This is a genomic window from Polyangium jinanense (assembly GCF_028435365.1).
The window spans coordinates 1-25,121 of the sequence record NZ_JAGTJJ010000080.1 but is presented as its reverse complement, the minus strand read 5'-3'; the positions used below and the strand labels follow the sequence as shown (position 1 = coordinate 25,121).

At 67.3% G+C, this 25,121-nt stretch carries 27 protein-coding genes; 14 read left to right on the top strand and 13 right to left on the bottom strand.

Annotated elements, in window-relative coordinates:
* Nucleotides 1-524: 524 nt before the first annotated feature.
* From KEG57_RS50060 to KEG57_RS50035, 6 genes are all read left to right on the top strand, one after another.
* Entirely contained in the window at nucleotides 525-869 is a 345-nt protein-coding gene (locus KEG57_RS50060) for a peptidase inhibitor family I36 protein (protein WP_272459887.1), read from the top strand.
* Between the two features lie 1,227 nt (nucleotides 870-2,096).
* Nucleotides 2,097-2,303 (top strand): tudor domain-containing protein, encoded by a 207-nt coding sequence (locus KEG57_RS50055; RefSeq protein ID WP_272459886.1) that lies wholly within the window; start codon nucleotides 2,097-2,099, stop codon nucleotides 2,301-2,303.
* A 260-nt stretch (nucleotides 2,304-2,563) separates the two neighbouring features.
* Entirely contained in the window at nucleotides 2,564-3,676 is a 1,113-nt protein-coding gene (locus KEG57_RS50050; protein WP_272459885.1) for a hypothetical protein, read from the top strand.
* A 25-nt stretch (nucleotides 3,677-3,701) separates the two neighbouring features.
* Nucleotides 3,702-4,130: a hypothetical protein gene (locus KEG57_RS50045; RefSeq protein WP_272459884.1), complete on the top strand. Its 429-nt coding sequence runs from the start codon at nucleotides 3,702-3,704 to the stop codon at nucleotides 4,128-4,130.
* On the top strand, nucleotides 4,127-5,095 hold the full coding sequence (locus tag KEG57_RS50040; protein ID WP_272459883.1) for a site-specific integrase: 969 nt from the start codon (nucleotides 4,127-4,129) through the stop codon (nucleotides 5,093-5,095). Before KEG57_RS50045 ends, KEG57_RS50040 begins: the two co-directional genes overlap by 4 nt.
* Nucleotides 5,096-5,257: 162 nt before the next feature.
* On the top strand, nucleotides 5,258-6,187 hold the full coding sequence (locus KEG57_RS50035) for a DUF1028 domain-containing protein (protein WP_272459882.1): 930 nt from the start codon (nucleotides 5,258-5,260) through the stop codon (nucleotides 6,185-6,187).
* Between the two features lie 214 nt (nucleotides 6,188-6,401).
* Here the strand turns inward: KEG57_RS50035 and KEG57_RS50030 are convergent, their stop codons facing one another.
* The gene (locus KEG57_RS50030; RefSeq protein ID WP_272459881.1) at nucleotides 6,402-6,614 is read right to left on the bottom strand and encodes a hypothetical protein; all 213 of its coding nucleotides are present in this window, start codon (nucleotides 6,612-6,614) and stop codon (nucleotides 6,402-6,404) included.
* A 159-nt stretch (nucleotides 6,615-6,773) separates the two neighbouring features.
* Here KEG57_RS50030 and KEG57_RS50025 point away from each other — a divergent pair, with 159 nt between their 5' ends.
* From KEG57_RS50025 to KEG57_RS50015, 3 genes are all read left to right on the top strand, one after another.
* On the top strand, nucleotides 6,774-9,257 hold the full coding sequence (locus tag KEG57_RS50025; RefSeq protein WP_272459880.1) for an FG-GAP repeat domain-containing protein: 2,484 nt from the start codon (nucleotides 6,774-6,776) through the stop codon (nucleotides 9,255-9,257).
* 216 nt (nucleotides 9,258-9,473) lie between these two features.
* On the top strand, nucleotides 9,474-9,881 hold the full coding sequence (locus tag KEG57_RS50020; protein ID WP_272459879.1) for a site-specific integrase: 408 nt from the start codon (nucleotides 9,474-9,476) through the stop codon (nucleotides 9,879-9,881).
* 39 nt (nucleotides 9,882-9,920) lie between these two features.
* On the top strand, nucleotides 9,921-10,442 hold the full coding sequence (locus KEG57_RS50015; RefSeq protein WP_272459878.1) for a tyrosine-type recombinase/integrase: 522 nt from the start codon (nucleotides 9,921-9,923) through the stop codon (nucleotides 10,440-10,442).
* Nucleotides 10,443-10,712: 270 nt separating this feature from the next.
* Here the strand turns inward: KEG57_RS50015 and KEG57_RS50010 are convergent, their stop codons facing one another.
* Both KEG57_RS50010 and KEG57_RS50005 read right to left on the bottom strand, forming a co-directional pair.
* Nucleotides 10,713-11,033: a hypothetical protein gene (locus KEG57_RS50010; protein WP_272459877.1), complete on the bottom strand. Its 321-nt coding sequence runs from the start codon at nucleotides 11,031-11,033 to the stop codon at nucleotides 10,713-10,715.
* A gap of 1,148 nt (nucleotides 11,034-12,181) precedes the next feature.
* The gene (locus tag KEG57_RS50005; RefSeq protein WP_272459876.1) at nucleotides 12,182-13,960 is read right to left on the bottom strand and encodes a helix-turn-helix domain-containing protein; all 1,779 of its coding nucleotides are present in this window, start codon (nucleotides 13,958-13,960) and stop codon (nucleotides 12,182-12,184) included.
* Between the two features lie 453 nt (nucleotides 13,961-14,413).
* Here KEG57_RS50005 and parA point away from each other — a divergent pair, with 453 nt between their 5' ends.
* From parA to KEG57_RS49980, 5 genes are all read left to right on the top strand, one after another.
* Nucleotides 14,414-15,106 (top strand): ParA family partition ATPase, encoded by a 693-nt coding sequence (gene parA, locus KEG57_RS50000; protein WP_272459875.1) that lies wholly within the window; start codon nucleotides 14,414-14,416, stop codon nucleotides 15,104-15,106.
* The gene (locus KEG57_RS49995; RefSeq protein ID WP_272459874.1) at nucleotides 15,103-15,447 is read left to right on the top strand and encodes a hypothetical protein; all 345 of its coding nucleotides are present in this window, start codon (nucleotides 15,103-15,105) and stop codon (nucleotides 15,445-15,447) included. Before parA ends, KEG57_RS49995 begins: the two co-directional genes overlap by 4 nt.
* 75 nt (nucleotides 15,448-15,522) lie before the next feature.
* Complete coding sequence (locus tag KEG57_RS49990; protein WP_272459873.1) at nucleotides 15,523-16,614, top strand: RNA polymerase sigma factor; 1,092 nt, start codon at nucleotides 15,523-15,525, stop codon at nucleotides 16,612-16,614.
* A gap of 370 nt (nucleotides 16,615-16,984) precedes the next feature.
* Nucleotides 16,985-17,332 (top strand): hypothetical protein, encoded by a 348-nt coding sequence (locus KEG57_RS49985; protein ID WP_272459872.1) that lies wholly within the window; start codon nucleotides 16,985-16,987, stop codon nucleotides 17,330-17,332.
* A gap of 56 nt (nucleotides 17,333-17,388) precedes the next feature.
* A complete protein-coding gene (locus KEG57_RS49980; protein WP_272459871.1) occupies nucleotides 17,389-17,760 on the top strand; it encodes a helix-turn-helix domain-containing protein in 372 nt (123 codons plus the stop codon).
* A 174-nt stretch (nucleotides 17,761-17,934) separates the two neighbouring features.
* Here the strand turns inward: KEG57_RS49980 and KEG57_RS49975 are convergent, their stop codons facing one another.
* The 10 genes from KEG57_RS49975 to KEG57_RS49930 form a co-directional block, all read right to left on the bottom strand.
* Nucleotides 17,935-18,621, bottom strand: a complete 687-nt coding sequence (locus KEG57_RS49975) for a hypothetical protein (RefSeq protein ID WP_272459870.1) — start codon at nucleotides 18,619-18,621, stop codon at nucleotides 17,935-17,937.
* A gap of 251 nt (nucleotides 18,622-18,872) precedes the next feature.
* Nucleotides 18,873-19,652 carry a hypothetical protein gene (locus KEG57_RS49970; RefSeq protein WP_272459869.1) on the bottom strand — a complete coding sequence of 260 codons (780 nt, stop codon included), beginning with the start codon at nucleotides 19,650-19,652 and terminating at the stop codon, nucleotides 18,873-18,875.
* Nucleotides 19,649-20,188 carry a hypothetical protein gene (locus tag KEG57_RS49965; RefSeq protein ID WP_272459868.1) on the bottom strand — a complete coding sequence of 180 codons (540 nt, stop codon included), beginning with the start codon at nucleotides 20,186-20,188 and terminating at the stop codon, nucleotides 19,649-19,651. Before KEG57_RS49965 ends, KEG57_RS49970 begins: the two co-directional genes overlap by 4 nt.
* A 3-nt stretch (nucleotides 20,189-20,191) precedes the next feature.
* Complete coding sequence (locus KEG57_RS49960; RefSeq protein WP_272459867.1) at nucleotides 20,192-20,554, bottom strand: hypothetical protein; 363 nt, start codon at nucleotides 20,552-20,554, stop codon at nucleotides 20,192-20,194.
* 2 nt (nucleotides 20,555-20,556) lie between these two features.
* The gene (locus KEG57_RS49955; protein ID WP_272459866.1) at nucleotides 20,557-20,817 is read right to left on the bottom strand and encodes a hypothetical protein; all 261 of its coding nucleotides are present in this window, start codon (nucleotides 20,815-20,817) and stop codon (nucleotides 20,557-20,559) included.
* Nucleotides 20,814-21,812 (bottom strand): SpoIID/LytB domain-containing protein, encoded by a 999-nt coding sequence (locus KEG57_RS55990; protein WP_272459865.1) that lies wholly within the window; start codon nucleotides 21,810-21,812, stop codon nucleotides 20,814-20,816. The genes KEG57_RS49955 and KEG57_RS55990 overlap by 4 nt, the downstream gene beginning before the upstream one ends.
* Nucleotides 21,809-22,219, bottom strand: coding sequence for a hypothetical protein (locus KEG57_RS49945; RefSeq protein ID WP_272459864.1), 411 nt, complete (start codon nucleotides 22,217-22,219; stop codon nucleotides 21,809-21,811). Before KEG57_RS49945 ends, KEG57_RS55990 begins: the two co-directional genes overlap by 4 nt.
* Nucleotides 22,220-22,279: 60 nt before the next feature.
* A complete protein-coding gene (locus KEG57_RS49940; RefSeq protein ID WP_272459863.1) occupies nucleotides 22,280-23,497 on the bottom strand; it encodes a hypothetical protein in 1,218 nt (405 codons plus the stop codon).
* Nucleotides 23,498-23,527: 30 nt separating this feature from the next.
* The gene (locus KEG57_RS49935) at nucleotides 23,528-24,154 is read right to left on the bottom strand and encodes a hypothetical protein (RefSeq protein WP_272459862.1); all 627 of its coding nucleotides are present in this window, start codon (nucleotides 24,152-24,154) and stop codon (nucleotides 23,528-23,530) included.
* An 11-nt stretch (nucleotides 24,155-24,165) separates the two neighbouring features.
* Nucleotides 24,166-24,972, bottom strand: a complete 807-nt coding sequence (locus tag KEG57_RS49930; protein ID WP_272459861.1) for a hypothetical protein — start codon at nucleotides 24,970-24,972, stop codon at nucleotides 24,166-24,168.
* Nucleotides 24,973-25,121 lie beyond the last annotated feature (149 nt).

Below are 25,121 nucleotides of genomic sequence, written 5' to 3'. Positions count from 1 at the left end.
ATCTGCGCCAAGGTACGGCGGTGTCAGTGACGGCGTGCACACTAAGATGAACCCAACGTCTTGTGCTCGATAAGTGATGTGCGAAGAACCCACACGAGCGCGAGCTCCTCGCCATGGCCGATCCCGCGCGTGGAGGCCTGGGCTGACGTCGCAGCCCGGCGCGCGGTCGCGCTACGTGCGTACCCGCTCGAACGCAAGGACGCGCGCCAGGGAAGACAGGGAGCTGTTCGACGAACGCGCCGAAAGAAACCTGGCGGTGGTGATCTATCGAGGAGGCTTGGAGCCCAACGGCGGCGTAGCCAACTTTTCCGGGCGCGACGGGGAAGAAGGTTCGGGGAAGACGGCGAGCTGTTCGAGGCCTTCGCGAGCACAGCCGACACCCGATCGTTCCAGGGCGCGGCGCGGGCGCGCGCGCGCGCGGCGAGCCTTTCCGGGCGCGACGCGGAAGAAGATCGCGCGCGCGGTTGACGGGCTACCGGCCTGCACCATGGATCCAGCACGGGCGGCCCGTGAGGAGGGAAGCCATGAAAACAGTATGGATGGGACTCGTCGCGTGCGGCGCGCTCGGTCTCGCCGCGCAGGCGCAGGCACAGACGTGCGCGCACATGTTTCGGAACGTCAATTTCGGAGGCGATGGGGTGGTAGCCCAGGACGGCGACCTGGTCGCGAACATCGGCAGCCGTTGGAACGATCGGGTGTCGTCCGTGACGGTGGAGGAGGACTGCTTCCTCCAAGTATACGAGAACGTGAACTTTGGAGGGGAGACCACTGTCCTGGTGTCGGACGTCCCCGACCTCATGGATTGGAAGAACCGCATCTCCTCATATGAGTGCATTTGCAACTCGCCCGGGCCCCCGCCTCGGCGCTGATCCAGATAGTAGTCGCCGCTGTCAGGGCGCAACCCCGACCTCGGAGATTGGAAGAACCGCATTTCCTCGTATTGGTGCAGTTGCACCCCTCGCCATGACTCATCCTCCATGTCGGCCTATCTGCGCCAAGGTACGGCGGTGTCAGTGATAACGTGCACACTAAGCTGCCCCCAACATCTGGCGCTCGATAATTGATGCTTTTCGAGCATGAGACCTGATGCAAATTTCGTTTAACGAAATTTGCATCTCCCCGAGGGGGAGAGTGCTCCGGAGCTTCCTCGCGGGACCTGGCGGTGGTGGCGGAATCGGCAGGTCAACCATGTTACCTTGTCAGCGGAATAATCCCGGTGAGAAGGGGCGAGTCTGCTTTGCGCGATCGTCGATCTTGTCAGAGGCACCCGCCGTGAAGAAAGGCCCTCAAGCTACAGTTTTGTGGACATCGCACGGTAATTCCGCCATGATGTAAACTGCGATTAACACAAGAGTCGCAAAGGATTTATTTCATGACAACGCGAACGAAGTTCAGTTGGGCTGCTGCCATGGTATCGTTGACAGCACCCATTGTCCTTGTCTCTGGGTGTATCACTGACGCAGATAATATCGCCGCAGATGATACAACCGTTACGTATGATGAGTCGGAGCAGACAGCAGAGACGGAACAGGCTTTGATAACGTGTGGCATGCTGTGCCCACCTGGTTACTTGCAGAACTTCGCATGTAGCACCACTTGTGCTGGCCAGTGCCCCAATGCGGTCTCTTGCACATGGATCCCGCCGAGTGCTTCGATTTCCGCCACCCCGCAAAGCGTAAGCGTTGTGCCAGGCAATCTCGGAAATGCGAAGATCTGCTGGAGCACCGTTAACATGAATTATCCAATTTGGATCAAGGTCAGTCACAACGGTGCAGCAGAGCAGCTTTTCACGAAAGAAAGCGACGCGGGCAATTATTGCGAGAACGCTCCGTGGATTCAAGCCGGTAGCTCATACGAATTTCGCATCCGCACTGCACAAGATGGTGGAGCAATTCTGGCTAGCACCACAGTGGTTGGCGTGGCGACGTCACCACCGCCCCCAAAGAATACCTGTGCAACATGCAAACCCGGAACCTCATGTCACTGCGGCGACGGGGTTTGTCGACCTGATAACACGTACTGCCCATGAACGCAGTCCCGTGCCGTAGCTTTCCGGGAACTGAGAGTTTCTGGGCATGAGAGTTCATGGAGGAACCGTGAACGAAGACACCACGAACAAAGAACGACTGCGCTACGGGGGCGGCTGCCGCGTGCGCTGGCAGGACGACGACGGAACTTGGTATCCCGGAACGGTCGCGAACCACGGGGACAATGGCACGACGATTGACGTGGAGACGCAGTGCCGCGTCGGGCAGGACATCCGCTCCTTTCCTCCCTCGCGCGTTTGCAACGGGTGGGAGTGAAGGGATCGCGTACACACACCTCGCCGGTACGTGACTCATCCCCTGGGCGGTAGCGCGGTTTCGTTTAACGATATAGTTCGCATGCGCGAGCCCGGCGAAACGGCGGAACCAGCCGCCTTCCAAAACAGAACAGCTTGACCACCCCTTTCGCGTTTCGTTAAACGGAACCGATGGGACGTCCCCCGCGTGCATCAGCTGCCTCCACTCGGATCGTTGGTTTTCGCCTCACCGAGGACGAAGAGCGCCGCCTTGATGAGCTCGTGACGGAGCAGGGCCACAAGGACCGCTCCGCGCTCCTTCGCGCATGGCTCGCGCGAGGCGGGCCGACCTCGACAACGGGCCCGAGCTCGGGCGCCGAGCTCGCGAGGAGCACCCCCTCCATCGTCACCTTCGCGAAGGACGAACCACGCGCGAACAGCCGCCCGCGCCATGCGAGCGGGGGTGCTGGGCAGAACTGCCCAACGAGCACGGACACGGGTGGGGATGGGGCTGGCTGGTATTACGCGCGCAAGACGTGCCATGACGGCACCCGCCTGCGAATCCCGGCGGATTACGCCAACGATCGGACCACGTGCGAGCGAGAGGTGGATCTGTGGCGCTCGGTGTGGGATGTCGTTGGCCCGTTTGCGAGTACGGCAGCGGCGGACGTGCACGCGCAGGCCTGGGTGGCAACCGGCGAGCAAAGCGCCCCAGCGGGATCGGAAACAACCCACCACCCGAGCGCGCCGAACCCCTCGATGAGCGCGACGCAACACGCGCCGAGCTCGTCACCCTCCGCGCCGGCCTCGGCTCCCACGCCGCATGTCTTCGAACAGGTCCTCTCTGCTCTTCGTCGCGAACACGATCCGCACCTTGGCTTGATCTCGATCGCGAAGGTCGTTCGCTCCCTCGTGCCGCGCGTTCCGGTGAACGACGTTCACGCCGCGCTCTTCGCTCTCCACGAACAGGCGATGATCGAGCTACGTCCCGAGGCGGGGAGCGAGTTCTTGCGCGACAACGACGCCGCGCTTTGTCCTCGAGGACCTCGGGGGACGGTCTTCTCGTTCGCGAGGTTGCTCGATCGAACGAACACGACGAACGGCAGCGGCGATGATGAAGCCGTGCTCTCAGCGCTACGAAAGCTCGCTTCGCGCGAGCCTCCGGGCTCGCTGCTCAGCGTGCGCACGCTTCGTACGATGCAGAAGCTTCCCGCGCCGCGCTTCGATGCTGCCGTGCTGCGCCTTTCGAGGGCAGGGAAGGTCATCCTCCATCATCACGACTTCCCGACGAGCCTGCCGGAAGTAGAGCGCGCGATGCTCGTACAAGACGAGCATGGAACCCACTACATCGGGATCGCGCCGAGACAGGGCTCCGTTTCGTCGAACGAAACCTGAGACGATGAGGAACCGAGGAAAGACGATGAGCGCGAAGGACATCACAGCGTTGCTCGATGAGCTCTCGCCCGCGGGGCTCGCGTCCGTCGAGGCCTTCGCGCGCCAGGTGCGCGACCAGGAGCGGCGCGGCGTGCAACCGCTCTCCGGCCTCGGTCTTGAAGATTTCGCGCGGCGCGTGCAGGCAGCCGCGAACGGCTCGCGCAACGCTTGGCCGACGTCCGGATCCGACAAGCTCTTCGTCTCGGTTCTCTTCGACGAGCTCGCCGCGAGCGGCGCCACCGTTGAAATGGACCTCGATGCGTTCAAGGCGCGCTTGCTGGAGGCGCACCGCGCGCGCCTGCTCTCGCTCTCGCGCTGCGATCTTGTCGAGGCTGCAACCGCGGCCGACGTTGCCGCGAGCGAGATCCGCTACCTCTCCGCGGAATTCCACGTCGTCATGCGTGCGCGCACATGACCGCGCTCGTGCGCGTCGCGCCGGCGATGCTCCCCGCAGGCCTCGCCGGCGACGTCCAACGCGCTGCCGAACATGCGGCGCATGCACGCTCGCCGAACACGCGCCGCGCGTACGCTCGCGCGTGGGAACGCTGGGCGGCGTACGCGCTCGAGCACGGCGCGCTCGAGCTCCCCGCCGCGCCGCTCGTCGTCGCGGCCTACCTCGCGCACCTCGACGCCGAAGGGCTTTCGCCGGCATCGCTGGACGTCGCGCTGGCTGCGATCGTCGACCAGCACCGCGCCGCGCGTCTTCCTTTGCCCACCAACGATCCAGCCGTGCGCGACGTGCGCGCGGGCATCCGTGCTCGGCGCGGGACGCGCCCGCGGAGCAAGGCGGCGCTCTCGCCGGCCGAGCTGCAGGAGATGATCGACGCGCTACCGCCCGACATCAGCGGCACACGCGATCGTGCTCTGCTCCTCGTGGGGTTCGGCTCGGCGCTGCGACGGTCAGAGCTCGTCGCGCTGCTCGTCGATCACGTCGCATGGCACGCGCGCGGCGTCGCGCTGCTCGTCGCGCGGAGCAAAGGCGACCAGGAGGGCGCGGGCGTCGAGGTTCCGGTCCATGCTGCGCCGGGCCCGCTCTGCCCTGTCGCAGCGCTGCGCGCCTGGCTCGGTGCCGCGGCGATCACGTCCGGGCCCGTGTTCCGCAGCGTGGACCGCTGGGGCCGCGTCGGTCGTGCAGCACTGAGCGCGCACGCCGTGGCAAAGACCATCAAGCGCGCCGCGGCTCGCGTCGGGCTCGACGTGCGCGAGCTCGCGGGGCACTCGCTCCGTGCTGGGTTCGCGACGACGGCCGCGAGCCAGGGCGCGAACCTGGCCGAGATCGGGCGCATCACGCGGCACGCGAGCGAGGCGATGGTCCGCAAGTACATCCGGGCCGGCACCCTGTTCGATCGCGATCCACTGCGCGGCGTGCTTATGCGGTAGGTCCGTCGCCGTGTCCGTCGCGATGTTTCTGGCGAAGAACGTTTGCGATGTCGGGGCACCAGTCGAGCACAGGCAAGCCAGGATTTCGGCTGGTGCTGGCGGAGATCGCGGCGGAAGCCTAGTTGTTGGGCGGGCGGCGCGGTACGCTGTCTTGAAAATACCATGCGCCTTTTTTGCTCGTTCGTCGCGATCGCGGTCGCCCTCGCCGGCGCAGCGCTCACCACCCCTGCCGGCGCCACCTTCTCCATCGTCGCGGCCGACACGGACGCCGGCGCAATCGGCAGCGCGGGCGCGAGCTGCGTGCCTTACGAGGTCATCCAAATCCTACGTGTGGCGCCTGGGCGCGGCCTGCTGGTCGGACAGGCCTATTTCGATGATGACGCGCTCGCCGCAGGGGAACAGATGCTCGCAGGCGGCGCCGAGCCTGCCGCGGTCCTCGCCGCCGTCACCGACTCGTCGGCGCACCCGCTCGCGCCCAAGATGCAATACGGCATCGTCGACGCAGAGGGACGGACGGCTTCGAGCACCGGCCCGGAGGCCAATCCCTACGCGTCCGACGCCACCGGTTCGAGCGGAGCTGTGGCGTTCACGGTGCAGGGCAATCTGCTCACCGGACCAGCTGTGCTCGAAGGCATGGCCTCCGCCGCACAGGACGGATGTGATCTGCCCGAGCGGCTGATACGCGCGCTGGAAGCTGCTGGCACCGACGGCGGCGGCGACGCTCGCTGCACAGACGGCGGCATCTCCGCGGCGAGCGCCTACCTGCTCGTGCAATGGCAGGACGGGACCGAGCTGCGCATCAGCCTGCCCGACCTGCGGCCCGAAGATCCCGTGGCCCAGCTTCGCGCGCAGCTCGCGGCGTGGCGCGCCGAGCACCCCTGTCCGTCGCCGGAGCCGGCCCCTGATGACGCCACCGGCGGCGGCACCGACACGGGGATGTCCGGTGGTTGTGCCGTGCAGGCGAGCCGGCACGAGTCGAATTCTGTTCCTGCGCTGCTCGCCGTCATGGCTGTCATGGCCGCCATACGCGCCCGGCCAACACTCGCTGCCGTTTCCGCGCGGAGAGCCGGGCCCCCTCCACGCGTCCGATGAGCCTCGGTCGTGGCCTGAAAGCGCTCGGCCATTAACCAATGGACGTGCCAAGGGCGGAGCGGCTTCCTGCTGCTCGGAGGATGGGGCCTGCACGCGACGCTTTTCGGAAACGACTCCCGATGCCGCACTACATCGCCATCAGCCGAAGGGGCCCAGGCCCGGCCGTGCCTTTTGCATCACGTGGGGACCATCGTGCCCGTTCCCTCCTTCGAAGCTAAGCGGAAGCCGGGCGCCAGACCTTCGATCCGAGCCGCTCCTCCACGCTGCGCAACAGATGCGCGAGCGGGAGGCTCAAGCCGAGGTAAAAGAGCGCTACGACGAGGCCAAGGCCGAGGTGGTCCCGCATGGCGCTCGCGAGGCTTGTGTACGTCTTCGTGAGCTCGGACGGGAGCGGGAGCGGAGTTGGATTCCCTGCTCCGTCACCCACGGCGGCTCGCCCAGGACCACAGCCGATCACCGAGAGGCCGCATCAGGCTTGCACCTGCCAAAGGCCCATGAGACCGTCCCGCATGGACGTGGGCTACCCCCGTTCAGTCTATGTCTTCCTTCTCCGGTGTGCGTGTGCTGCCAGAAAGCGGGGTCACGAATGACACGGTCGTTTCCGACGATGGCGCTGTTCCTTTGCCTTCTGTCCGGCTCGTTTGGGGCTGGATGTGACGGGGGCGACCCCGGCGCCACCGGCAGCGGTGGTACCGGCGGCGCCGGGGCTTCGGGCGGCGCTGGTGGCGCTGGTGGCGCCGGGGCCTCGGGCGGCGCGGGCGGCGGCAGTGGCGGGATGACCTGCACCCCGGTCGACGACGGGAACCCGTGCACGGACGATGTCTGCGACGGTGAGCTGCCGGCCCACGCGCCCACGGCCGCAGGCGCCCCGTGCGACGACGGCGACGCTTGCACGCAGACGGACACGTGCCAGGCCGGCGTTTGCGCCGGTGGCAATCCGGTGGTTTGTAATGGCGGCTCGACCTGCGTGGGTGGAACCTGTGTCGTGTCCTCCTGCGTCGGGACGGTCGGGCTCCCTCAGCCACCGCTCGTGACGACGGGCGCTTACCCCCGAGCCGCGGCCGTGGCGGACCTGGACGGCGACGGCAAGCCCGACGTAGTCACCGGGAACTACAACGGCGACACGGTGAGCGTGCTGTTCAACAAGGGCAGCGGCACGTTTGCCCCGAAGGTCGACTACCCGACGGGCATCAGGCCCTACTCCGTGGCTGCGGCGGACCTGAACGGCGACGGCAAGCCAGACGTCGTCGCCGCGAACAGCGGCAGCGCCACGGTCAGCGTGCGGTTCAACCTCATGGACGGCACGCTCGGCCCGAGCGTCGAGTATCCCACCGGCGCCGACCCCTACTCCGTGGCCGCGGCAGACCTGAACGGCGACGGCAAGCCCGACCTCGCCACCGCGAACTATGCCGACAACACGGTGAGCGTGCTCTTCAACAATGGGGATGGCACCTTCGCCGCCAAGGTCGATTACCCCGCGGGAACCAATTATCGACCCGACTCCGTGGCCGCGGCGGACGTGAACGGCGACGGCAAGCTCGACCTCGCCGTCGCGACCTACTTCGGCGCCGACGTGAGCGTGTTCCTCAACAACGGCGACGGCACCTTCGCTCCCAAGGTCGGCTACGCGACGGGCTCGTTCCCCCTCCTGGTCGTGGCGGCGGACCTGAACGGCGACGGCAAACCCGACCTCGCTACCGCGAACGAGCAGGGCGGCGCCCTGAGCGTGCTCCTCAACAATGGCGACGGCACCTTCGCCGCCAAGGTCGACTATCCTACGAAGGGTGATGCAAAATCGATCGTAGCTCTGGACCTGAACGGCGACGGCAAGCTCGACCTCGCCACCCCGAACGTGGACGTGTTCCTCAACAAAGGTGATGGCAGTTTCGCTCCTGCGGTCACTTACCCCGCTGGCGGGATTTCGGCGCTCGTGGGCGCGGACGTGAACGGCGACGGCAAGCCCGACCTCGTCACCCAAAACGACGGCGTTACCCTGCGCGTGCTGCTCAACGATGGGAACGGCGCATTCGCCACGCCGAGGGAGCACCCGGCCGGCGACGGGCCGCACTCGGTCATGACGGCGGACCTGAGCGGTGACGGCAAACCCGACCTGGCCGTCGCGAACCGCGACAGCAATACGGTGAGCGTCCTGATCAACGGTGGCAATGCTACCTTCGCCGCCAAGGTCGACTACCCCACGGGGACCGAGCCCTGGTCGATCACCACAGCCGACCTGAACGGCGACGGCGCGCTCGACCTCGCCGCCACGAACTACCTCGACCATACCGTCAGCGTGCTGCTCAACAAGGGCGATGGCACCTTCGACCCCAAGGTCGACCACCCCACCGGCTCGGACCCCGTCGATGTCGCGGCCGGCGATCTGAATGACGATGGCCATACCGATCTCGTCACCGCCGGCGCCGGTGGCGGCTTTTTCGTGAGCGTGCTCCTCAGCAACGGCAATGGCACCTTCGCCGCGCCGGTCCACTACCAGGCGCAATCGAATCCGCACGGGGTCGCCCTCGCGGACTTGAACGACGACGGCAAGCTCGACATCGCCGCCGCGAACTACAGCAGCCACACCATCACCTTGCTCCTCAACAACGGCGACGGGACCTTCAAGGACCAGCTCCCTATCTCCTCGGGCTGGCACCCCGAAAAAATCGTGGCGGCGGATCTGAATGGCGACGGCAAGATCGACCTCGCCACCGCGACCGGGTACGAGCGCGGAGTGAACGTCCTCCTCAACAAAGGGGATGGCACCTTCGCCGAGAAGGTCGGCTACATGCCAAACGTGGTCTCGACGTCCGTCGCGGCGGTCGACCTGAACGGCGACGGCAAGCTCGACCTCGCTGCCGTGAACCACGGCGGCCTCAGCGCCAGCGAAAACCTGCACGTGATCTTCAACAACGGCGACGGCACCTTCGCCAAGGAAGCCGCTTACGTCGTGGGTAACAAGCCCATCTCGGTCGCAGCATCCGATCTGAACGACGACGGCACGCCCGACCTCGCCGTCGCCTGCCACTACGGTGATGTCGTGAGCGTGGTGCTCAATACCTGCATCCCGTAGCCTCGCGAGTGGGGATGTGCCGCGGGGCTTCGACCCATCGTTGCCCGGACGACGTGGTGGCAGCGAGTGCGCTCGCTCGTCCGCGCGGCGACGGGACCACGCGGCTCGATCGATTGTTGCCGCCAGCAGAACAGTGTGTCTCTCCGCGGCCGACGCCGGAGCAAGCGAGAGCCGCTACCTCTGCGCGGAGTTTCACGTGGTGAGGCGTTCGCGGACATGACCGCGCTGGTTCGCGTCGCGCCGGCGACGCTCCCCGCAGGCCTCGCCGGCGACGTCCAACGCACGGCCGAACACGCGGCCCATGCACGCTCCCCGAACACGCGCCGCGTGTATGCTCGCGCGTGGGAACGCTGGGCGACGTACGCGCACGAGCACGGCGCGCTCGAGCTCCCAGCCGCGCCGCTCGTCGTCGCGGCCTACCTCGCGCACCTCGACGCCGAAGGGCTTTCGCCGGCCTCGCTCGACGTCGCGCTGGCTGCGATCGTCGACCAGCACCGCGCCGCGCGTTTTCCTTTGCCTCCAAACGATCCAGCCGTACGCGACGTGCGCGCGGGCATCCGTGCTCGGCGCGGGACGCGCCGCGGAGCAAGGCGGCGCTCTCGCCGGTCGATCTGCACGAGATGATCGACGCGCTACCGCCCGACATCAGCGGCATGCGCGATCGTGCTCTGCTCCTCGTGGGGTTCGGCTCGGCGCTGCGACGGTCGGAGCTCGTCGCGCTGCACGTCGATCACGTCGCATGGCACGCACGCGTGCGTCGCGCTGCTCGTCGCGCGGAGCAAGAGCGACCAGGAGGGCGCGGGCGACGAGGTTCCGGTCCATGCTGCGCCGGGCTCGCTCTGCCCTGTCGCAGCGCTGCGGGCCTGGCTCGACGCCGCGGCGATCACGTCCGGGCCCGTGTTCCGCAGCGTCGACCGCTGGGGCCGCGTCGGTCATGCAGCACTCAGCGCGCGCGCCGTGGCCTCGGTCATCAAGCGCGCCGCTCGGCGCGTCGGGCTCGACCCGCGCGAGCTCGCGGGGCACTCGCTCCGCGCTGGGTTCGCGACGACGGCCGCGGGCCAGGGCGCGAACATGGCCGAGCTCGGGCGCATCACGCGGCACGCGAGCGAGGGGATGCTCCGTCGCTACATCCGGGCCGGCACCCTGTTCGATCGCGATCCTCTCCGCGGTGTGCTCGTGCGGTAGCGCGGGCCCCCCTCGGGGCGCTGTCGACGTCGCATGCGAGTAGCGCCATCCGCGCCTTGTGAGTGGTGAGCGCGGCCCGAGCGTCCAAGCCGCGCGGTTGTGTTGTCACGCATGTCTCGCGGTCGTGTGTCTCGCGACACATGCGCGCGCGTGACAACCAGGACAAGAAACACGGGACCCGAGTGGATCTGCCGCACGAGGTTCCCGAGGGCGTCGGAGGCGCAGCCGCGGTTCTAGTCGGTTTGTCTACGGGAGCGGGGGAAGATCAGGTCAGCACGCTGGGGGGTTGCCCGGGTTGACCACGTGTGCGGCGACGATGTAATTGCCGTCCGTCAGACGGTACCATTGGTTGCCGAGCGTGTCGTACGTGGTGCATTCGATGCTGAACGTGACGCTCCCGGGCAGCCGGTACGCTACGGCGAAGTTGAAGCCGGGACCGGTGCGCACGATATACTCCCGGATCTCGCTCACCGCCTCGCCGAGACTCGGCTCGCTCACCGCTTCCGTCGAATCTGCCACGCTCATGTGGCCCAGAGCTGGAGACGCCACCGAGACGGCGAGTGATACCGCGAGGATTCGGATGTAATTCATGTTGTCCCCCCTGGATCGGTCCCCAGGCATCGAAGCGAGATGGACGATGGGGACCGTGGGGCGCCGCCTCGCCCGGGATCCATCGTCCCGGTGGTGGGATCATGCTGTCGGGATCTGTCCATGTCGATAGTCCGCCCGGCGATGTGGGAGAGCGTCGAATGCCGCTGGGCGGCACCCCGACACGCCGCGGCGAGGGCCACGACACACGCACGGAGCGGGACATAGTGCGCGTCGAGCGGACCGCTCGGCGTGCGCACCGTCGCCGACGTTATCAAGCGTGCGTCAAGCTCGACCCGCGCGAGCTCGCCGGCACTCGCTCCGCGCTGGCTCGCGCCGTCGTCGCGACCCAGCGCGCGAATCTCGCCGAGATCGGGGACGAGACACGCGAGCGAGGGGGTGTCCGCCGCTACATCCGGGCGGGAACGCTCTTCGAGTGCGACCCGTTGCGCGGGGTGCTCGTGCGGTAACCTCGACCGATTCATCCCCCGCGGGAGACTCGCTCCAGGGCTTCTCGCGTCGTCCCCGGGCCCCCGTCCTCCGTTTCGTTAAACGGAACTGTTGTCAACGCCCGAACCAGCGAGCCTCAGGGACGACCATCTCGGTTCCTGGACAGACCCCAAAAAGCCATTCCACGGGTGCAAATTTCGGGATCCGCCCCCTTGTTTCGCTGCGTTGAGTCCCGCAAGAGCCACAAAATCGAACCACTTTTCGAACAAAACGGAGCCCCGGTCCTCCGCGGAACAATGTTTCACGGAGATACAACCAACATTTCCGTTGTGTGCAAGACTCGTGCCCTCCGCAGACAAACCGAGAAATCGCCGTGGTTGGGCCATGGTGGCAAGGCTCGACCTCTTGTTTCACAGGCTCGCCGATCCACTCGGGTCCACCAAACGATCCACTTTTCGCCCCGCGGGAGCAATTCACCTCCGCCGACGAATGTTTCACGGCCGAATTTGCGTTCCAGGCCACCAAATCCAGCCTCGATCGGCTCCCTCCCCACCCATGCGGATCCATGGAAACACATGGATTTTCCACTCCCAATCCATCGGTTTTGAGTGGCTTCACCCATGGGCGCGCGCATGGCTCGCCCGGAAGGCTCCGACCTTACCCCGAGCACCTGGGCCCCGTCGGAGCAAATGTAGTCTATACTACTCCATGGGGGTCGCCCCCCCTCCCTGCCCTTCCTCCAGTTCCTCGAGCTGCGGCAGCGCGTGCCGCACCTTCGCCGGCCGGGGGCCAACAGCCCCCCACCGGGGCGCGCCAGCCCTGCCGAGCGGCCGCTGCGTGACAGCCAGTGCCTCAGCCTCGGCCGGGACCTCTGGCTCAGGTACGAGCTCGGGACCGAGGGCGGCACGTAGCTGCTCAAGCGCCGCGGTCACGCGCGGCGAGGCCGAGCGATGGGGGCTCCAGCCTCGAAACTCGGGCGGAGGCCCACAAGGAGCCGCTTGGGGCCCTGCCTCGCGTGGCGCCTCGAGCGGGGGCGGCGGTGCGGGGGGGCTGGCGACGATCTGCGGCTGCTCGGGCTCGACGGGGACGGGCTCGGGTTCGTCCTGGGTGGGGCTGCCGGCGTCCTCGAGCGGCGCAAGGCCAAGCCCCGCCTCAAGCTCGTGACGGTCGACGCGTCGTTGCTGCCCTGGAGGCGCAAACGCCATACATAACTGCGTGACCGTGGCCGCGGCGCGAGCCTGCTCAACCGGCGCTTTGGGCGCGGTTGGCTCGGGCCGAGGCCGCCGCGGCTGCGTGGCGTCGTGGCTCTTACGCAAGAGCGCCGCCATCGCCTCGGTCATGCGCGCGTGGAGCTCACGGGGAAGGTCTCGCAGCGCGTGGCTCGTCTGGACGAGGTGAGACGTCTTCCGCTTGAAGTAAAGCTTCATCACCTGCGCGGCGAGCTCGCGGCAAAGCTCCGTGCGGTCGCGCTCGAGGCCGCGCGCGCGGAGCTTCGCGCAGACCTCGACCGCTGCCCCGTCGAGGCACTCGGCCATGGCCTCGCGCTGTTCGCGCTTCAGGTCAGGCGGGAGCGGCGGTAGGCCGTAGACGTGCTTGGTCTGCTCGGCGTGTGCGGTGGCGAGGACCTCCCACGTCTTGACCCAGCCCCGATCCTCCCCCCGAACTTCCTTCGATCCGTGTGTGCTCTGCCAGGGGCGCGCCTCGCGCCCTCCACTCTCCATCCTGGACATAGATTCCACCGGATCCAGATCGTGGGGCTCTTCGGCCCGGGGCCCCCCGGGGCTCTTTGGCCCCTGGTCCCTGGGGCTCTTTGGCCCCTGGCCCCCCTCGGGGACCTTGCGGGGCGAGGTCGACGCGGCGCGCTCAAGCGGCTCGTCGGCTCGAGCAAGAGGGACCATGGCCTGTGTACGAATGTCCATATGTACATCAGTCCGGGTGCTGCCCTGGGCGACGGGCGCGATCCGCACGATCCCGGGGCCCGTGGTCGTGGGCGGGGTCCGGCCCTCGGAGGTCACCGGACCGCCGCGGCCGTCTCGGACCGTGTAGAGGTTCGGGGCCTGGCCGACGTCGCCTCGACGGGGGACCGGTCGGCCGGCGGCGCGCTGCTCGGCGGCGAGCTGCGCCCAGGTCATGGGGGTGGCGTCGAGCCAGCCGCTCTTCACGAGTTCGTCCACAGCCGCGCGCACCGTGCGCGTGTTGTAAACGCCGACCTTCGCCGCGATGGTTCGAGCGGACATCCAGCAGCGGCCGCTGGCGTCGGAGTGACGAACGAGTTGCGCCAGCACGGCGCGCGCGTTGACGCCCTTGGGGCCCTCGGGCGACCAGATACCCTCCTCAAGGGTTCGCTTCCAGCCGTAGAGAGAAGAGGGCGGGTTAGGGGTTGCCTCGCCCTGTGTGGTTTGGCCCACGGTTCGGCGCGCAATTACACGTGGATCGTCAACGCTGCGGGATCGACCCGCGGCGATCTGTGGTAGACTCATCGCTGTTTGTTGGGCGCGTCGAGCCGGGGTCCAGGTCGCCAAACTTAGACCCGGTCGGCGCGCTTTTTTTTGTGCGTCCCGAAGAACGCACCTGCGTTGAAGCCACTCGCTCGACCCGAGACCGGCACGGGGACGAACGCGTGTTCACCCTGCACCAGATTTCAGATCCAGATCAAGAGGGTTTGTCGGTGCACCCTGAAAGGACAAACCCTCTTGAGCTGCTGACACAGACGCGGCCTCGGAAGCACACGAGGCAGGGCCGGCAGCGCCGGGTTCAGGGCAGACTGGCCGAGTGTTTGGGGGTGGCTACTCAAGGCGCGTGTGGTCTCAGGCTAGATGTACGAACGGACATTTGGTCACGACCAAGCGTTTGTCCTGCTCGTCCGGTCGAGCCGCTTGAGGCCCCCTCGTTCCGCTTGCTCCTGGTCAAACCTTCGATGTACATCTGTCCACATGTACGTAATCGCCATCCTGAGCCTCAAGGGAGGCGTCGGGAAAACGACCCTTGCGACGAACCTAGCCGCCGCGGCTCACCTGCGCGGGCAGAGCACGATCCTCGTGGACCTCGACCGGCAGGGCTCCTCGCTCGACTGGGGCTCGGCCCGGACCGAGGGCAGCAAGCTCGCCGGGCTCGCCGTCTCGAAGCATGACCGCGCGTTCTCGCGAGCTCGGCTGCTCGAGCTCGCGGCGGGGCGCGACGTCGCGGTCCTCGACGGCCCGCCCTGGACCGGAGATCAGAGCAGCGCGGCCGCCGTTGCCGCGGATGTCGTCGTGATCCCCGTGACCCCGGGCCCGTTCGACCTGTGGGCGACACACGAGACGCTCGCGGAGCTCGACCGCGCCGACGCGATCCGCGAGCAGTTCGGGCGGGGGCCCGTGCGGCGGCTCTTCGTCTCGAACCGCTGTGCGCCGCGCACGGTGCTGGCTCGCTCGGCGCGGGAGGCGATGGCCGCGCGCGGGGAGGTCGCCGAGACCGTGATTTGTCACCGCGTGGCGTACCCTGAGGCTGCGGCGATCGGCGAGAGCGTCTTGACGACGCAGCCGAAGGGCCCCGCGGCCGCGGAGATGGGCAAGCTTTTCAAGGAGATCATGCCGACGGCGCCAGCGACGAGCGGTAGTCGGAAGAAGGGAAGGGGGCAAGCGTGAGCAAGAAGGCTCTGTCCATGTCGCTGGCGAGGCCGAGCAAGGCCGAGCCAAAGGAACCGACGAAGGGGACGAGCGAGGCGGCCGGTTCTCGTCCGCAGCCTGCCCCGAAGGGGCCGACGCGGCCGACGGCTGCCGCGGCGCGGCTCGAGGAGGGGACGAAGCGGATCGTGGTGGACGTCGTGTCCGCGGTTCACAAGCAGGTGAAGGTGAGGGCGGTGGAGTACTCGGGCGGCATCAAAGAGTACATCCTCCGGTTGCTTGAGGCGGATGGGGTAGACCTGAGTGAGCAGCCAGATTTTGTGCCGAGGCCGAAGGGTGGCAGGGGCAAGCGCGTGAAGTAGATCGCCAAAAAGCTTTCTTGCGAACTCGTCCATTTTTCCTGTCGGGAAACCCTCCCCAGCCTGCCTAACCAGTTTGTGCGCCCCTCCTCGGCCGCCCCCGTCCCTGCCACCGACCCCCAGGAACCCCCTGGCTGGTCGTTCCAGGCCCTCCTCGACGCCTTCGCCGCGGTCCTGCCTTCGTGGCTCCGCCGGTGCGGCGTCCGGGCCCCGGACATGGAGGACGCGGTCCAGGAGTCGCTGATCGCCTTCTGGCAAGAGGTCGCCGAGATCCCAGCCGACAACCGCGAGGCGCGCCGCGCGCTCCTCCGATGCGTCGCACGGGTCGCGCTTCGTGCGCGTCGCCACGCACAACGCAGGGCCAATCGGTTCGTCGGCAACGACGAGTTCGACGCGCCCGACCCGCGAGACGTGGAAGCTTGGGTCGAGGCCCGGATCCTTTTGCTCGATGCGCTCGAGCGGCTCGACGAGGGAACGCGAGCTCTGCTCGTGGCGCACGACCTCGAAGGCCGTTCGAACGCCGAGCTCGCCGCCGAGCTCGGGGAGAAGGAGGACACGATCGAACAGCGGGTGATCCGGGGGCGCACGCGTCTCCGGGTGGAAATCGACCGTTTGCTCGGGAAGCCCAAGAAGAAGAGGAAGCGCGCGCGCGGCGCCCTGGTGCTCGGCCTCATGGGTCTCGACCCGATGGACCGCGCCGTCCTTCGGGCCGTGCTCGACGCCGAGGGGCACGCCTTCCCCCTCGGGGTGCCCCCGCCTCCCGTATCCGCGGTCGTGCCGATGGTCGCCGGGGTCAGCACCATCCTCGGTCCGGCGCTCGGGGTGGTCGTGGCGTTGCTGGGGGGGCTCGCGCTGCTCTTCGTCGCGAGCTCGGGGCCGAGGGGCCTGCCGCCGGACATGGGGTACGCGATGCGGTGGGGGACGACCCACGAGCTCGTGACGGCGACAAGGGCGGCTTTGGCCGCAGTTTCTGCTGCTCCTAGGATGTACTCATGTCCTAATGTACATCCGGACATCACTCGATCGACGACCGCTCGGACGCCGTCTCGGGTAGTCGAGCCGCGGCGGGAGGTGGCCGTGGTGAAGCCGCCCCCGCCCGTCTCCTCCGAGGAGCTCGCCGAACGCGTCGCCGCGCTTCGAACCGTGAACGTGGGGAGACCCCCGCCGTAAGGTCTTCACTCGCAGTCGGCCGCGGTTTCGGACCTGCTCGCGCAGAGCTGGTTCTCCTAGGCATGGGGACCGCGGCCGACTGGGGGTGATGACCCGCAAACCTGTCTCGTGATCGGCCGCGCTGCGACCGTCGGGAGACGTGTGTCCATCGATCGCGAGCGGGAGCGAGCGTCCCGCGGGCTGCGCCCTCGCCAGGCACGCAGTTCCGGGGGCCGTTCGCTCGCGTTCGTGAGCCGGAGCGAGAACCATGGAACAGGCCGACAGAAAGATGCAGCCCTTCCCTTCCCCAGCGACCGCTCCGCCACCAAGCGGTGGCCCGCCTCCCTCGGGGCCTTCGTCGCGACGGCGTTGCCGGTCGCCGCTCGAGGAGGTGGTCGACGAACTGCGGTTCATGGCCGTCCACGAACTGGCCGACGTCCTGCGGTACGCCCGGCGGGTTCGGGCGGCTCGCGGGGACAAGCCGACCCCCGAGCTCGTGTCGCACGTTGTCGACGGCGTTGGCCGGCTCTTTCCCACACATCAGAAAGGCGTGCCGCTTTCGCTCGTGCGTGCCGGGCTGCCGTCCGTGCCGAGGACGCTGCTCGACAAGGCTCTGCTCGAGGCTGAGACGCGGCAACTGCTGCGCCTCGAGCCCGTGAAGTTGCCTGCGCCGTTCGTCGAGATCGGCGCGGGGATTCAGCACGAAAGAGGGCTTCTTTACTTCGCTTTGCCGCGATGAACGGAGGATGCGTTATGCGTGGTCGTCGCAAGGAACGTCACCCGTTGGTTTCCCAGGTGGGCGCGAGGATCCGGCTTTTGCGGCTCGAGCGGGGGCTGTCGACAAAGACGCTCGCCCAGCGCTCAGGCTTGTGGCCGAGCCACCTGGAGGGGATCGAGCTCGGCCGCGTTTCGCCGAACGTCGGGACGGTACGGGCCATCGCAGGCGGGCTCAAGGTGCAGGTGTTCGACCTGCTGAACTGCGATGCCGCCAGCGAGCACGGGGCGCTCGTCGAGGACATGCGGCACTGGAGCCCCGCGACGGTGCGGAAGATGCTTGTGGTGATTCGGGATCGTCTCGGGAATTTTGGGCGCGGTTCGGTGCCGCCAGGGCTAGCGAGTGGCAGCTCGCCCGCCCCAAGGACCTCGGCTCCACCCGCGGCTTGTTAGAAGCTGAAAAGCGCGGTTGACGTCTTGTTGCTCCGGACCGTCACGGTTCGGATGCGTGCGCCTCGTGCTGCAACATTGCGAGCCGAGCCTTGACGCTCTGGCGAGAACACCGACGCCACTCGCTTCAGTCGAGCGCTGTCAGACGTCGACGGCGCACGGAGACACGCCGATTGGCTAGTCATCCTCGCTGTTGAACGGGATGCCTCGCCAATCGGTGACACAGCCACGATCCATGAACACCCACCCGAGGTTGTCGTCGAGGACCACGATGGCAGGTTTGGCGCCGTTGGTCGTGAATCGGTACCGAACCTCGGCCGACGGCGTCCCCGGGGCCGGGTCGCGTAGGACCCCCGTGTCGTACGTGCTGGAGGTGTAGTAGTTGAGGAATGCACCACAGCTCGGGTTCACGGAGATTGGTGTGCCCGTGGTCGCCTCGTGGGGGCGGGCATTGAAGTCGTAGCCGAATGAGCGGCGATGGCTGAACCGTTCTCTGGTCGCATCGCTGCAGGAAGCCGGCACCGATTCAGCGCTACCAACGAGCGCGCCGGGCGGGATCCAGGCACAAAGGTTGTTGTTGCCGTGACTCCGCCCGTAATGGTAGTTGCTGTCGGTGGTCAGGTGGACGTCAAACGATGACTCGGCTATCGCAGTTCCGATGAAATAACCGCACGGTTTATTCTGTAGCCACGTGCCGTGCGGAATTGTACCGTGGTTGTCGCACACTTCCGGCTTCGGCGAGTTGGGCTTGATTTTGTAGCGGTTCACAGCCGAGGCGGCGGGGACGGGCAGGAGTGCCAGTCCGATCACCGTTGCGGCGGCAACATGGGCTGCTACCAATTTGATTGCTTTCGTGAAGTGCACTGTTGCCTCCTCAGTCGTGCAGATGGAGCTCCGAGTGACTCCCGTCAAGTAAGGCTGCTGCTATGGCCATTTTGGGGCCGGCGAAAAAATTACCGGTCCGACGCGCGTTCCTCGTAGTCGCTCCTTTTTTCGTCGCACGTGGGGCGGGTCAGAAGCTGGCAGGTAGCCGAGGACCGAGAAGAGGGCGACGCACCAGGGGGATCATTACGGGGCGCAACCTATCACGGCGGTAGGAACCCACGGCGCCGGGGCTATAGGGCCAAGCGTCGAGCCAGCATCATGAGCCCACCCAGGACCAACCCCGGGCCGATGCCGTCGCTCGAGCTGCTCGAGGTGGCCTTCGCCGTGGGCTTGACGTCGGGCGCTGGCGGCCCGCTCAGGAGCCACGGCGCGACGTGCTGCGCGGCAAGCTTGGGCTGCGCAAACATTGCCTGAGAGCTGTGGGCCTTCGCGTCGCTTTTCGCGCTCGCATACGAATAGACCCAGAGTTGCCCATCTCGCGACACGATGGGCGCCTCGGGCGGCCCGCCCTGCTTGAGCGGAAACCCCGTCGCCATCCGAAGCACCGTCACCGTTGACGCGAACGGCGTAAGCGGCGGCGTCAGCTCCTCCGTGTACGTCTGCCACGTGTGAGACGCGACCACGAGCACCTTCCCGTGCCGTGCCTCGTCCGCGAGTTCGCGGAGCCAGGCGATCTGCCACTCCTGCGGGGGCCATGACGCGTGGGTGCCGTCGGAGAGGAGGTAGGCGTCTGCCTTCGCACCGTCCATCCGGAGCTTGCGCACGCGCTGGCATCCGGCGCTGTACCCGACGAGCGCGAGCCGCGAGGCCTGCGCGACGCCGCCGGCCTGGTGGGCGAACTCGAGGAGCTCGGCGAGCGTCTCTGTCCCCTTCGCGCTGTCGTCGGCGATGATGCAGGGGGCAGGGCCGAAGGCCGCGCGGATCTTCGCGTCCATGCCTGCCCACGAGAGGAACGTGGCCACGAGGGGCCGGGAGGGGCCGAGGCCGGACTGGACGAGCCGCAGGGTCACGAGCTCACCTCAGCGGCACGATCGAGACGCTTTGCGCTTGCTTCCAAGGGAAAGCCGGAGACGGATGTCCATCCGCCTTGAGGGGTCCACAAGGCTGCGAGTTCGCCGAAGCGCTCACTGTTCTTCAGCGTCCAAAACCGCTCGTCGGAGTCCGGGACGATGATCGCAACCCGCCGCTTGCCCTTGGTGAAGACGTGAAGGCGACGCTCGAGGGCGGCCGTCTCGATGCGTCCCTCCACGGTCAAACCTGCGGCATCTCGGAAGTGGAGGTCCCCAACGAAAGGAGCTGTCTCGAGAAGGGCGGCGAGCTCGGCGGGAAGCACTTCCCCGCTCGGATCGAACCAAAGCCAATCATGGCGAAATCCAACGTGGTGGCCGTACTCGTCGCAGTTCTCCGTCTTGAGCCAAAGGGACTCATGGGGAAACGGAAGGGCCACCACCCGCCGAAAGTCCCTCGCCTTGTGGGTGACGTACGCCCGAAGCAGCCCCGAGCCTGCTGCCGTGCTGATGCGCGTGGCCAGGTCGATCCGCGACATTGGTCAACCTCCAGGCTTCCCCACGAAGGGTGCCGCCTCGAGCAGCGCGCAGATCTCCTGCGTCCACCCAGGGCCCGCGGGGTGGCGCCACGATCCGTCCTGTTTCACGCCCACAGGCACGCCGTACGTATGTACATAAGTACCCTTGTCCCAGAGCGTGTACGCCTCGCCCTCGGGCACGATGGCGGCCGTGGTGACGCCCACGGTCGCCTGATACCGGCGCAGCCGTCCCGCCCCCGCCGCGTTGCGGATTAGCTCCTGGAGGCTCTTCTCACGGCCGGCCACCTGCTCGGGGGGCCGCAGGCTCATTTGCCCGCGTCCCCACGGCATCGGCTCCTGTCGCATGTCGATCTTGGGCTTCGCCATGACTACCTCGCTCGGGGGGTGAAGGCTGCAAAGTTGCCGTTTTTGCCACTCCAATACTCGTAATTGGGTTGCTTGCTCGTGGCGTGGAGATTCTCCACCGCGACGTATTCGAGGTCCGAGCCACTCACGAGGGACTTGATCGTGTCCGTCAGCAAGTGCTCAGTCGGAACGGACGCGACGTAGGCGTAATGGTCCCACTCCTTGCGGAAGCTCGACCAACGGTAGACCGCGAACGCAAACTGGCTCAGGGGGCGCTTGTTCAAGGGACACCTCCACGAAAAAGCCACTGAAAAACCGCCGCGGCGGCCGCCAGGCCCGGGATCGGATCTGAACGCTCGGCCGCTGGCTTGGTTGGGGGCGTGCTCGTGGTCGAGCTCGTCCCGACCGAGGCGCCGAGCTCGAGATCGGCGCCGTAGAAGAACCGCAGGATCTCGGGGCAGCGGCGCCCGTTCCGCGCGAGCCAGTCGGCGCAGTTCTGGCCCATGCAGCCGCGGTTGTCGGCGCGTCGCGTGTCGGACAGGCGCGTCGGTTGGACGAACCGCCCCGTTTTCCCCTCGTTGTATGTGACCCAGCGCTCCGTGTGCGTCGGGTCCGCGCCGGGCTTGCCAGTCGTCCAGAGGGCCCCCGCGACGTAGTTTCCAAGGATGAGGCTCCCCTGGTAGCGGGCCAGGATGCCCCGCGTGTCAGCGACCGCCGCGACGCATGAAGCGAAGGCCGAGCGCGCGTAGACCTGGAACTTCTGCGAGTTGATGATCGGGACTGTGCGACCGAGGGCCTTGTGGTCGCGCATCGCTCGAAGCACGTACGTCCGCGCCGCGATGGCCTGAGCCTTGAGGGCCTCCGGGTGCGCGTGGCCGTTCTCGCCGGTGACCACGCGGGGGAGGTAGTCCTCCTCGAAGAGCATCCAGCCATCGACCGTGAGGACGCGATCGCGCTGCTCCTCGGGGGCGACGCTGTCGAGCTCGACGTGAAGCGGCTCGCCCAGGGACCGCGCCTCGAGCGCGGCTCGGGCGAAGACCTCTTCAGCGGTCGGGGCCGCTGCATCCTCCCACCCGAGGGCCTCGACGACGGCGCGCGCGTTGCCCGTCTCAAGTGCGGCCGCGGTCAACGGTCGGCGGTAGAGCTCGAAGAGCAACGCGCGGGCATCCTCCACCGAGCCCTCGCCTAGCAGCGCGGCGACGGCCTGCAGCTCGGCCGCGCCGACCACGTCGCGGCCCGTCGTCTCGGGCCACGCCGCGAGCAAGGCCGCCCGAGTCACGGACGCACCCCCAGCGAAAGTAGCCGAGCAGGAAGGACCGCGATTCCGCACTCCGCGCGCACGGATTCCCCCGGATGGAGCCAAACGCGGGCGCGAGCTCGCCCAGCATCGGACTCGAAGCGCCACACCCAGCGGGCCACCGGCGCCGGGTAGCGGGCGATCGCCGTGACCTGCCGCTTGTGCAGGATGGGACCGATGATCACGGCGGGCAACGTCGCGGTGAGGACCTCATTTCCGAGCGCGGGATCTCGAAGGACCACGTCGACCGAAACGCGCCAAACCGGTGCGGCGTCATCCACGTGCAATGGCTCCGGCTCGACGATCAGAACGCAATGGTTCGAGGGGAGCCCTGCGTCGGCCTCGACGCGGTTTTCCTTTTGTTCGCTGTCGATCTGCACGCCCAACATGGCCAGCCCTCCCGGGCGAGGGACGCACCACGAGCGCGCCCCTCGCGCCGTTCTCTCGGTCTACCGCGTCACTTGCCCGCGGCGCGCGAGCTGGAAGCCGATCCCGTTGAGGTTGAGCTGGACGTAGAGCCCCACCTCGAGCGGCTTCGCCTTCTTTCCCGAGCCGAGGTCGATCGGCTTGATCGGGAAGATGATGTCGGAGGGGAGGTGCAAAACCGCGCTGAAAGCACCGTCTTCGCTTCGCTCGGGGTCGTCGCAGAAGATGTAACCGTCCGGCACCGGCAGCACCGCCGCGCCGCCCGAGGTCCGCGCGAGGGAGCGCACGCGCACGTCGGGGATGTTGCGCAGGTGATCCACGAGGATCTCGCGACGATTGGCGCTCCCTCCGACGCGAGCCTTTTCCCAGAGGAAATAGAGCGCTCCGGAGCGACGGACGGCCCGGTAAAGCAAGTTCTCCCCGGTGAAGTCGTGGAAGATCTCGGCTGGCAGGAAGACCCCGGCGTCATCCCACAGCCACGCGTTCCCACGGAGGGCACTGGCTGCGGTGTCGAGGCCCATCACGGCGCCGATGTCGCTTTCGTCGTACCGGACGCGGAGGTTTGCCTCCATCATCGAGATCGACTGGATCAGGAAGTCCTGGCCGTGGCTCGTGTTCTTGCTCGGCCGCTGGAAATTCGTGATGTCGACCGTTACCCGGCCGTTGTTGCCGAGGCAGGTGATCTCGTCGTCGAGCGCCTTGTCGAAGAACGAATATCGCCCGGCCGGGATGCGCAGCCAGGCCCGGTCCGCGTTGCCCTCGCATTTGCAGCGGATCTCGGTGGCGTAGTAGTAACTCCCGGCCTGGTTGATCGTGAACTCTTTCCCCTCCTGGTCCCACCGGCGGACGAGGGTCCGAACGCCCTCCCCGGGCAAGACCAGGTTTTTCGGCGGCTGCGGCCGCGCGGGCTGCGCAATCGCGGTCCGCGGCTGCAAGCGGCGGCGGACCTCCACCTTACCGGCCTTCTTGCCACGAACGCGGGACCTTGCCTGAAGGGTGCGCGCCTCCTCGAGCGACAGCGTGCGTTTACCACGCACTGCGAGCGCACGCAGGTCGCCCGTGTCGGCCTCCTCCGCCTCGAGCTCGGCCGCGGCGGTGTCCTGGGCGTCGTCCTCGTCCTCGGGGCCGGCCGTGTCCTCGAGGTCGAGTTCGTCGGGCGCCGCGGTCTCGCCGCGCGCGTCGAGCTCCGCGAAGAGCTGATCGAACTGCTGCCCCCTGGGATCGTCGAGATTCGTCGTCATGGAAGCCTCCAACGGTTCAGAAGTCGTCAATCACGCGGCGAACGCAGCCGCGGCGAGAGCGGCGGCGGGGTCTTGGGCCACCAACGCGGCGGCAGCCGGCGCGGTCTGCTGCGGTAGCGCCGGACGAACCGGGGCCGCGAGTTGCACGCGCACCCATTGCCCGCCGCTCTGGATCCACGCGGTCCGATCGTCGATCGGGTGCATCACTGGGAGGGCCTGGGGGACGCCGGCCGTGTCGCCGCCCGCAGGCTTCGCCGGGGCCTGTGCCTGCGGCTCCTCCTTCGGCCGGTTGCGGTACGCCTGGACGAAGAGCACCGCGCCCGCGCTCACAACCGCGCTCGCATGCGGGCTGTTCTTGCGGCGCAAGATGTACCCGATGGCCAGGAGCGCCGCGGGCAAGAGCCACCATTGCTTTTTCACGGTCTCGGAGTTCTTCACCTCGTCGAGCGTCGCGATGTACGCGAGGACCGCGCCGACCCCGATGGGCTGGACGAGGCTCCGTGCGGTCGAGGGAAAGGCCTTCGCCTCAGTGACCACTGCTTCGCGGGCGCGATTGCCGTACTCCCGAAGCGTGGCCGCCCCAGCCGCCGCTGAGGCCTGGAGATTCGCCAGAACATCACGACGAACTGGCACATATTCGCTTGCTGCTTCGGCCATAATGGAGCCTCCTATCTGCTCATGAGCCACACCATCCCGAGGCCGAGCCCAATGGGCACGACCGACGAGAGGGCGTCGGCGGTTGATTTCCCGATGTCGCGGGTGCTCTCGGCGAGCGCCTTCCCGAAGTCCCGAGCGCCATCGAAGGGCGTGGGGAGCGGCAGGTGCTGCTCGGCGACGACCTCCCGCTGCGTACGCTCGAGCCCATGAAGCACGGTGCGCTCCTCGGGCTCGAAGGGGAGCGTCTTTCCCGCGAGCTTCTCCCGGTCGATGTGCTTCGCGATGACATCGACGCTCGCGGCGTGCGCGTTCAGCAGGCGTTTCGTCTTCTCCTGCTCGAAGGCGATCGCGTGGTTCGCCTGTGTTACTATCGTGCCGACGTAGCAGGCCGCAGCCGCTGCGACGCTGACGATCGCGACGACAGCGAGTGCCGGGAGAGCGCTCACGTCCGTTGGCAGGCCCGGAATGTTGATCGGTGGAATGGATCCGGTGATGGCGGGTGCGTCGTCCCAGCTCAGCACGTCCTGATCGAGCACGACGTTTCCCGGCGGCGCGAGCACGAGCGCCGTCCTCGCGAGGGCGGCGCCCGTGGCGTTGCGCTCGTCGTTGCCATTGTAGAGGCTCGGGCCGAGGTCCCCGAGCGGGCCGGGCGCGTCCGACAGCGTGGCACCCTGGAGCGAGAGCAGAAGCAGCGCCCGTAACTGCCTTACGCGGTCGATCGGCGGGAGCTGTGCGAACGAGCCATTGCGAGCCGAAGCCAGCGCCTTTGCGGCGGTTTCGGTTGGGCTCGTGGTGAAGTGGCGCCAGTAATACGTCATAAGCCGCTCTTCCTCACACCAGGAAAAGACCAGCGCCCAGCATGGTCAGAAACGGCACGGCCGAACCGTCGTCCTTGGGCGTCGGCTGCGTCGTCGGCACGAAGGGCGGACTCGGGAGTGGTGGAACCGGCAGGCTTGGGAGCTGCGGG

Bases quoted from the DNA above. Each gene is read 5' to 3' on its own strand.
- KEG57_RS50060 (WP_272459887.1), top strand. From the start codon at position 525: ATGAAAACAGTATGGATGGGACTCGTCGCGTGCGGCGCGCTCGGTCTC.
- KEG57_RS50045 (WP_272459884.1), top strand. From the start codon at position 3,702: ATGAGCGCGAAGGACATCACAGCGTTGCTCGATGAGCTCTCGCCCGCG.
- KEG57_RS50040 (WP_272459883.1), top strand. From the start codon at position 4,127: ATGACCGCGCTCGTGCGCGTCGCGCCGGCGATGCTCCCCGCAGGCCTC.
- KEG57_RS50035 (WP_272459882.1), top strand. From the start codon at position 5,258: ATGCGCCTTTTTTGCTCGTTCGTCGCGATCGCGGTCGCCCTCGCCGGC.
- KEG57_RS50025 (WP_272459880.1), top strand. From the start codon at position 6,774: ATGACACGGTCGTTTCCGACGATGGCGCTGTTCCTTTGCCTTCTGTCC.
- KEG57_RS50020 (WP_272459879.1), top strand. From the start codon at position 9,474: ATGACCGCGCTGGTTCGCGTCGCGCCGGCGACGCTCCCCGCAGGCCTC.
- KEG57_RS50010 (WP_272459877.1), bottom strand. From the start codon at position 11,033: ATGAATTACATCCGAATCCTCGCGGTATCACTCGCCGTCTCGGTGGCG.
- KEG57_RS50005 (WP_272459876.1), bottom strand. From the start codon at position 13,960: ATGAGTCTACCACAGATCGCCGCGGGTCGATCCCGCAGCGTTGACGAT.
- parA (WP_272459875.1), top strand. From the start codon at position 14,414: ATGTACGTAATCGCCATCCTGAGCCTCAAGGGAGGCGTCGGGAAAACG.
- KEG57_RS49965 (WP_272459868.1), bottom strand. From the start codon at position 20,188: ATGTCGCGGATCGACCTGGCCACGCGCATCAGCACGGCAGCAGGCTCG.
- KEG57_RS49960 (WP_272459867.1), bottom strand. From the start codon at position 20,554: ATGGCGAAGCCCAAGATCGACATGCGACAGGAGCCGATGCCGTGGGGA.
- KEG57_RS49945 (WP_272459864.1), bottom strand. From the start codon at position 22,219: ATGTTGGGCGTGCAGATCGACAGCGAACAAAAGGAAAACCGCGTCGAG.
- KEG57_RS49940 (WP_272459863.1), bottom strand. From the start codon at position 23,497: ATGACGACGAATCTCGACGATCCCAGGGGGCAGCAGTTCGATCAGCTC.
- KEG57_RS49935 (WP_272459862.1), bottom strand. From the start codon at position 24,154: ATGGCCGAAGCAGCAAGCGAATATGTGCCAGTTCGTCGTGATGTTCTG.
- KEG57_RS49930 (WP_272459861.1), bottom strand. From the start codon at position 24,972: ATGACGTATTACTGGCGCCACTTCACCACGAGCCCAACCGAAACCGCC.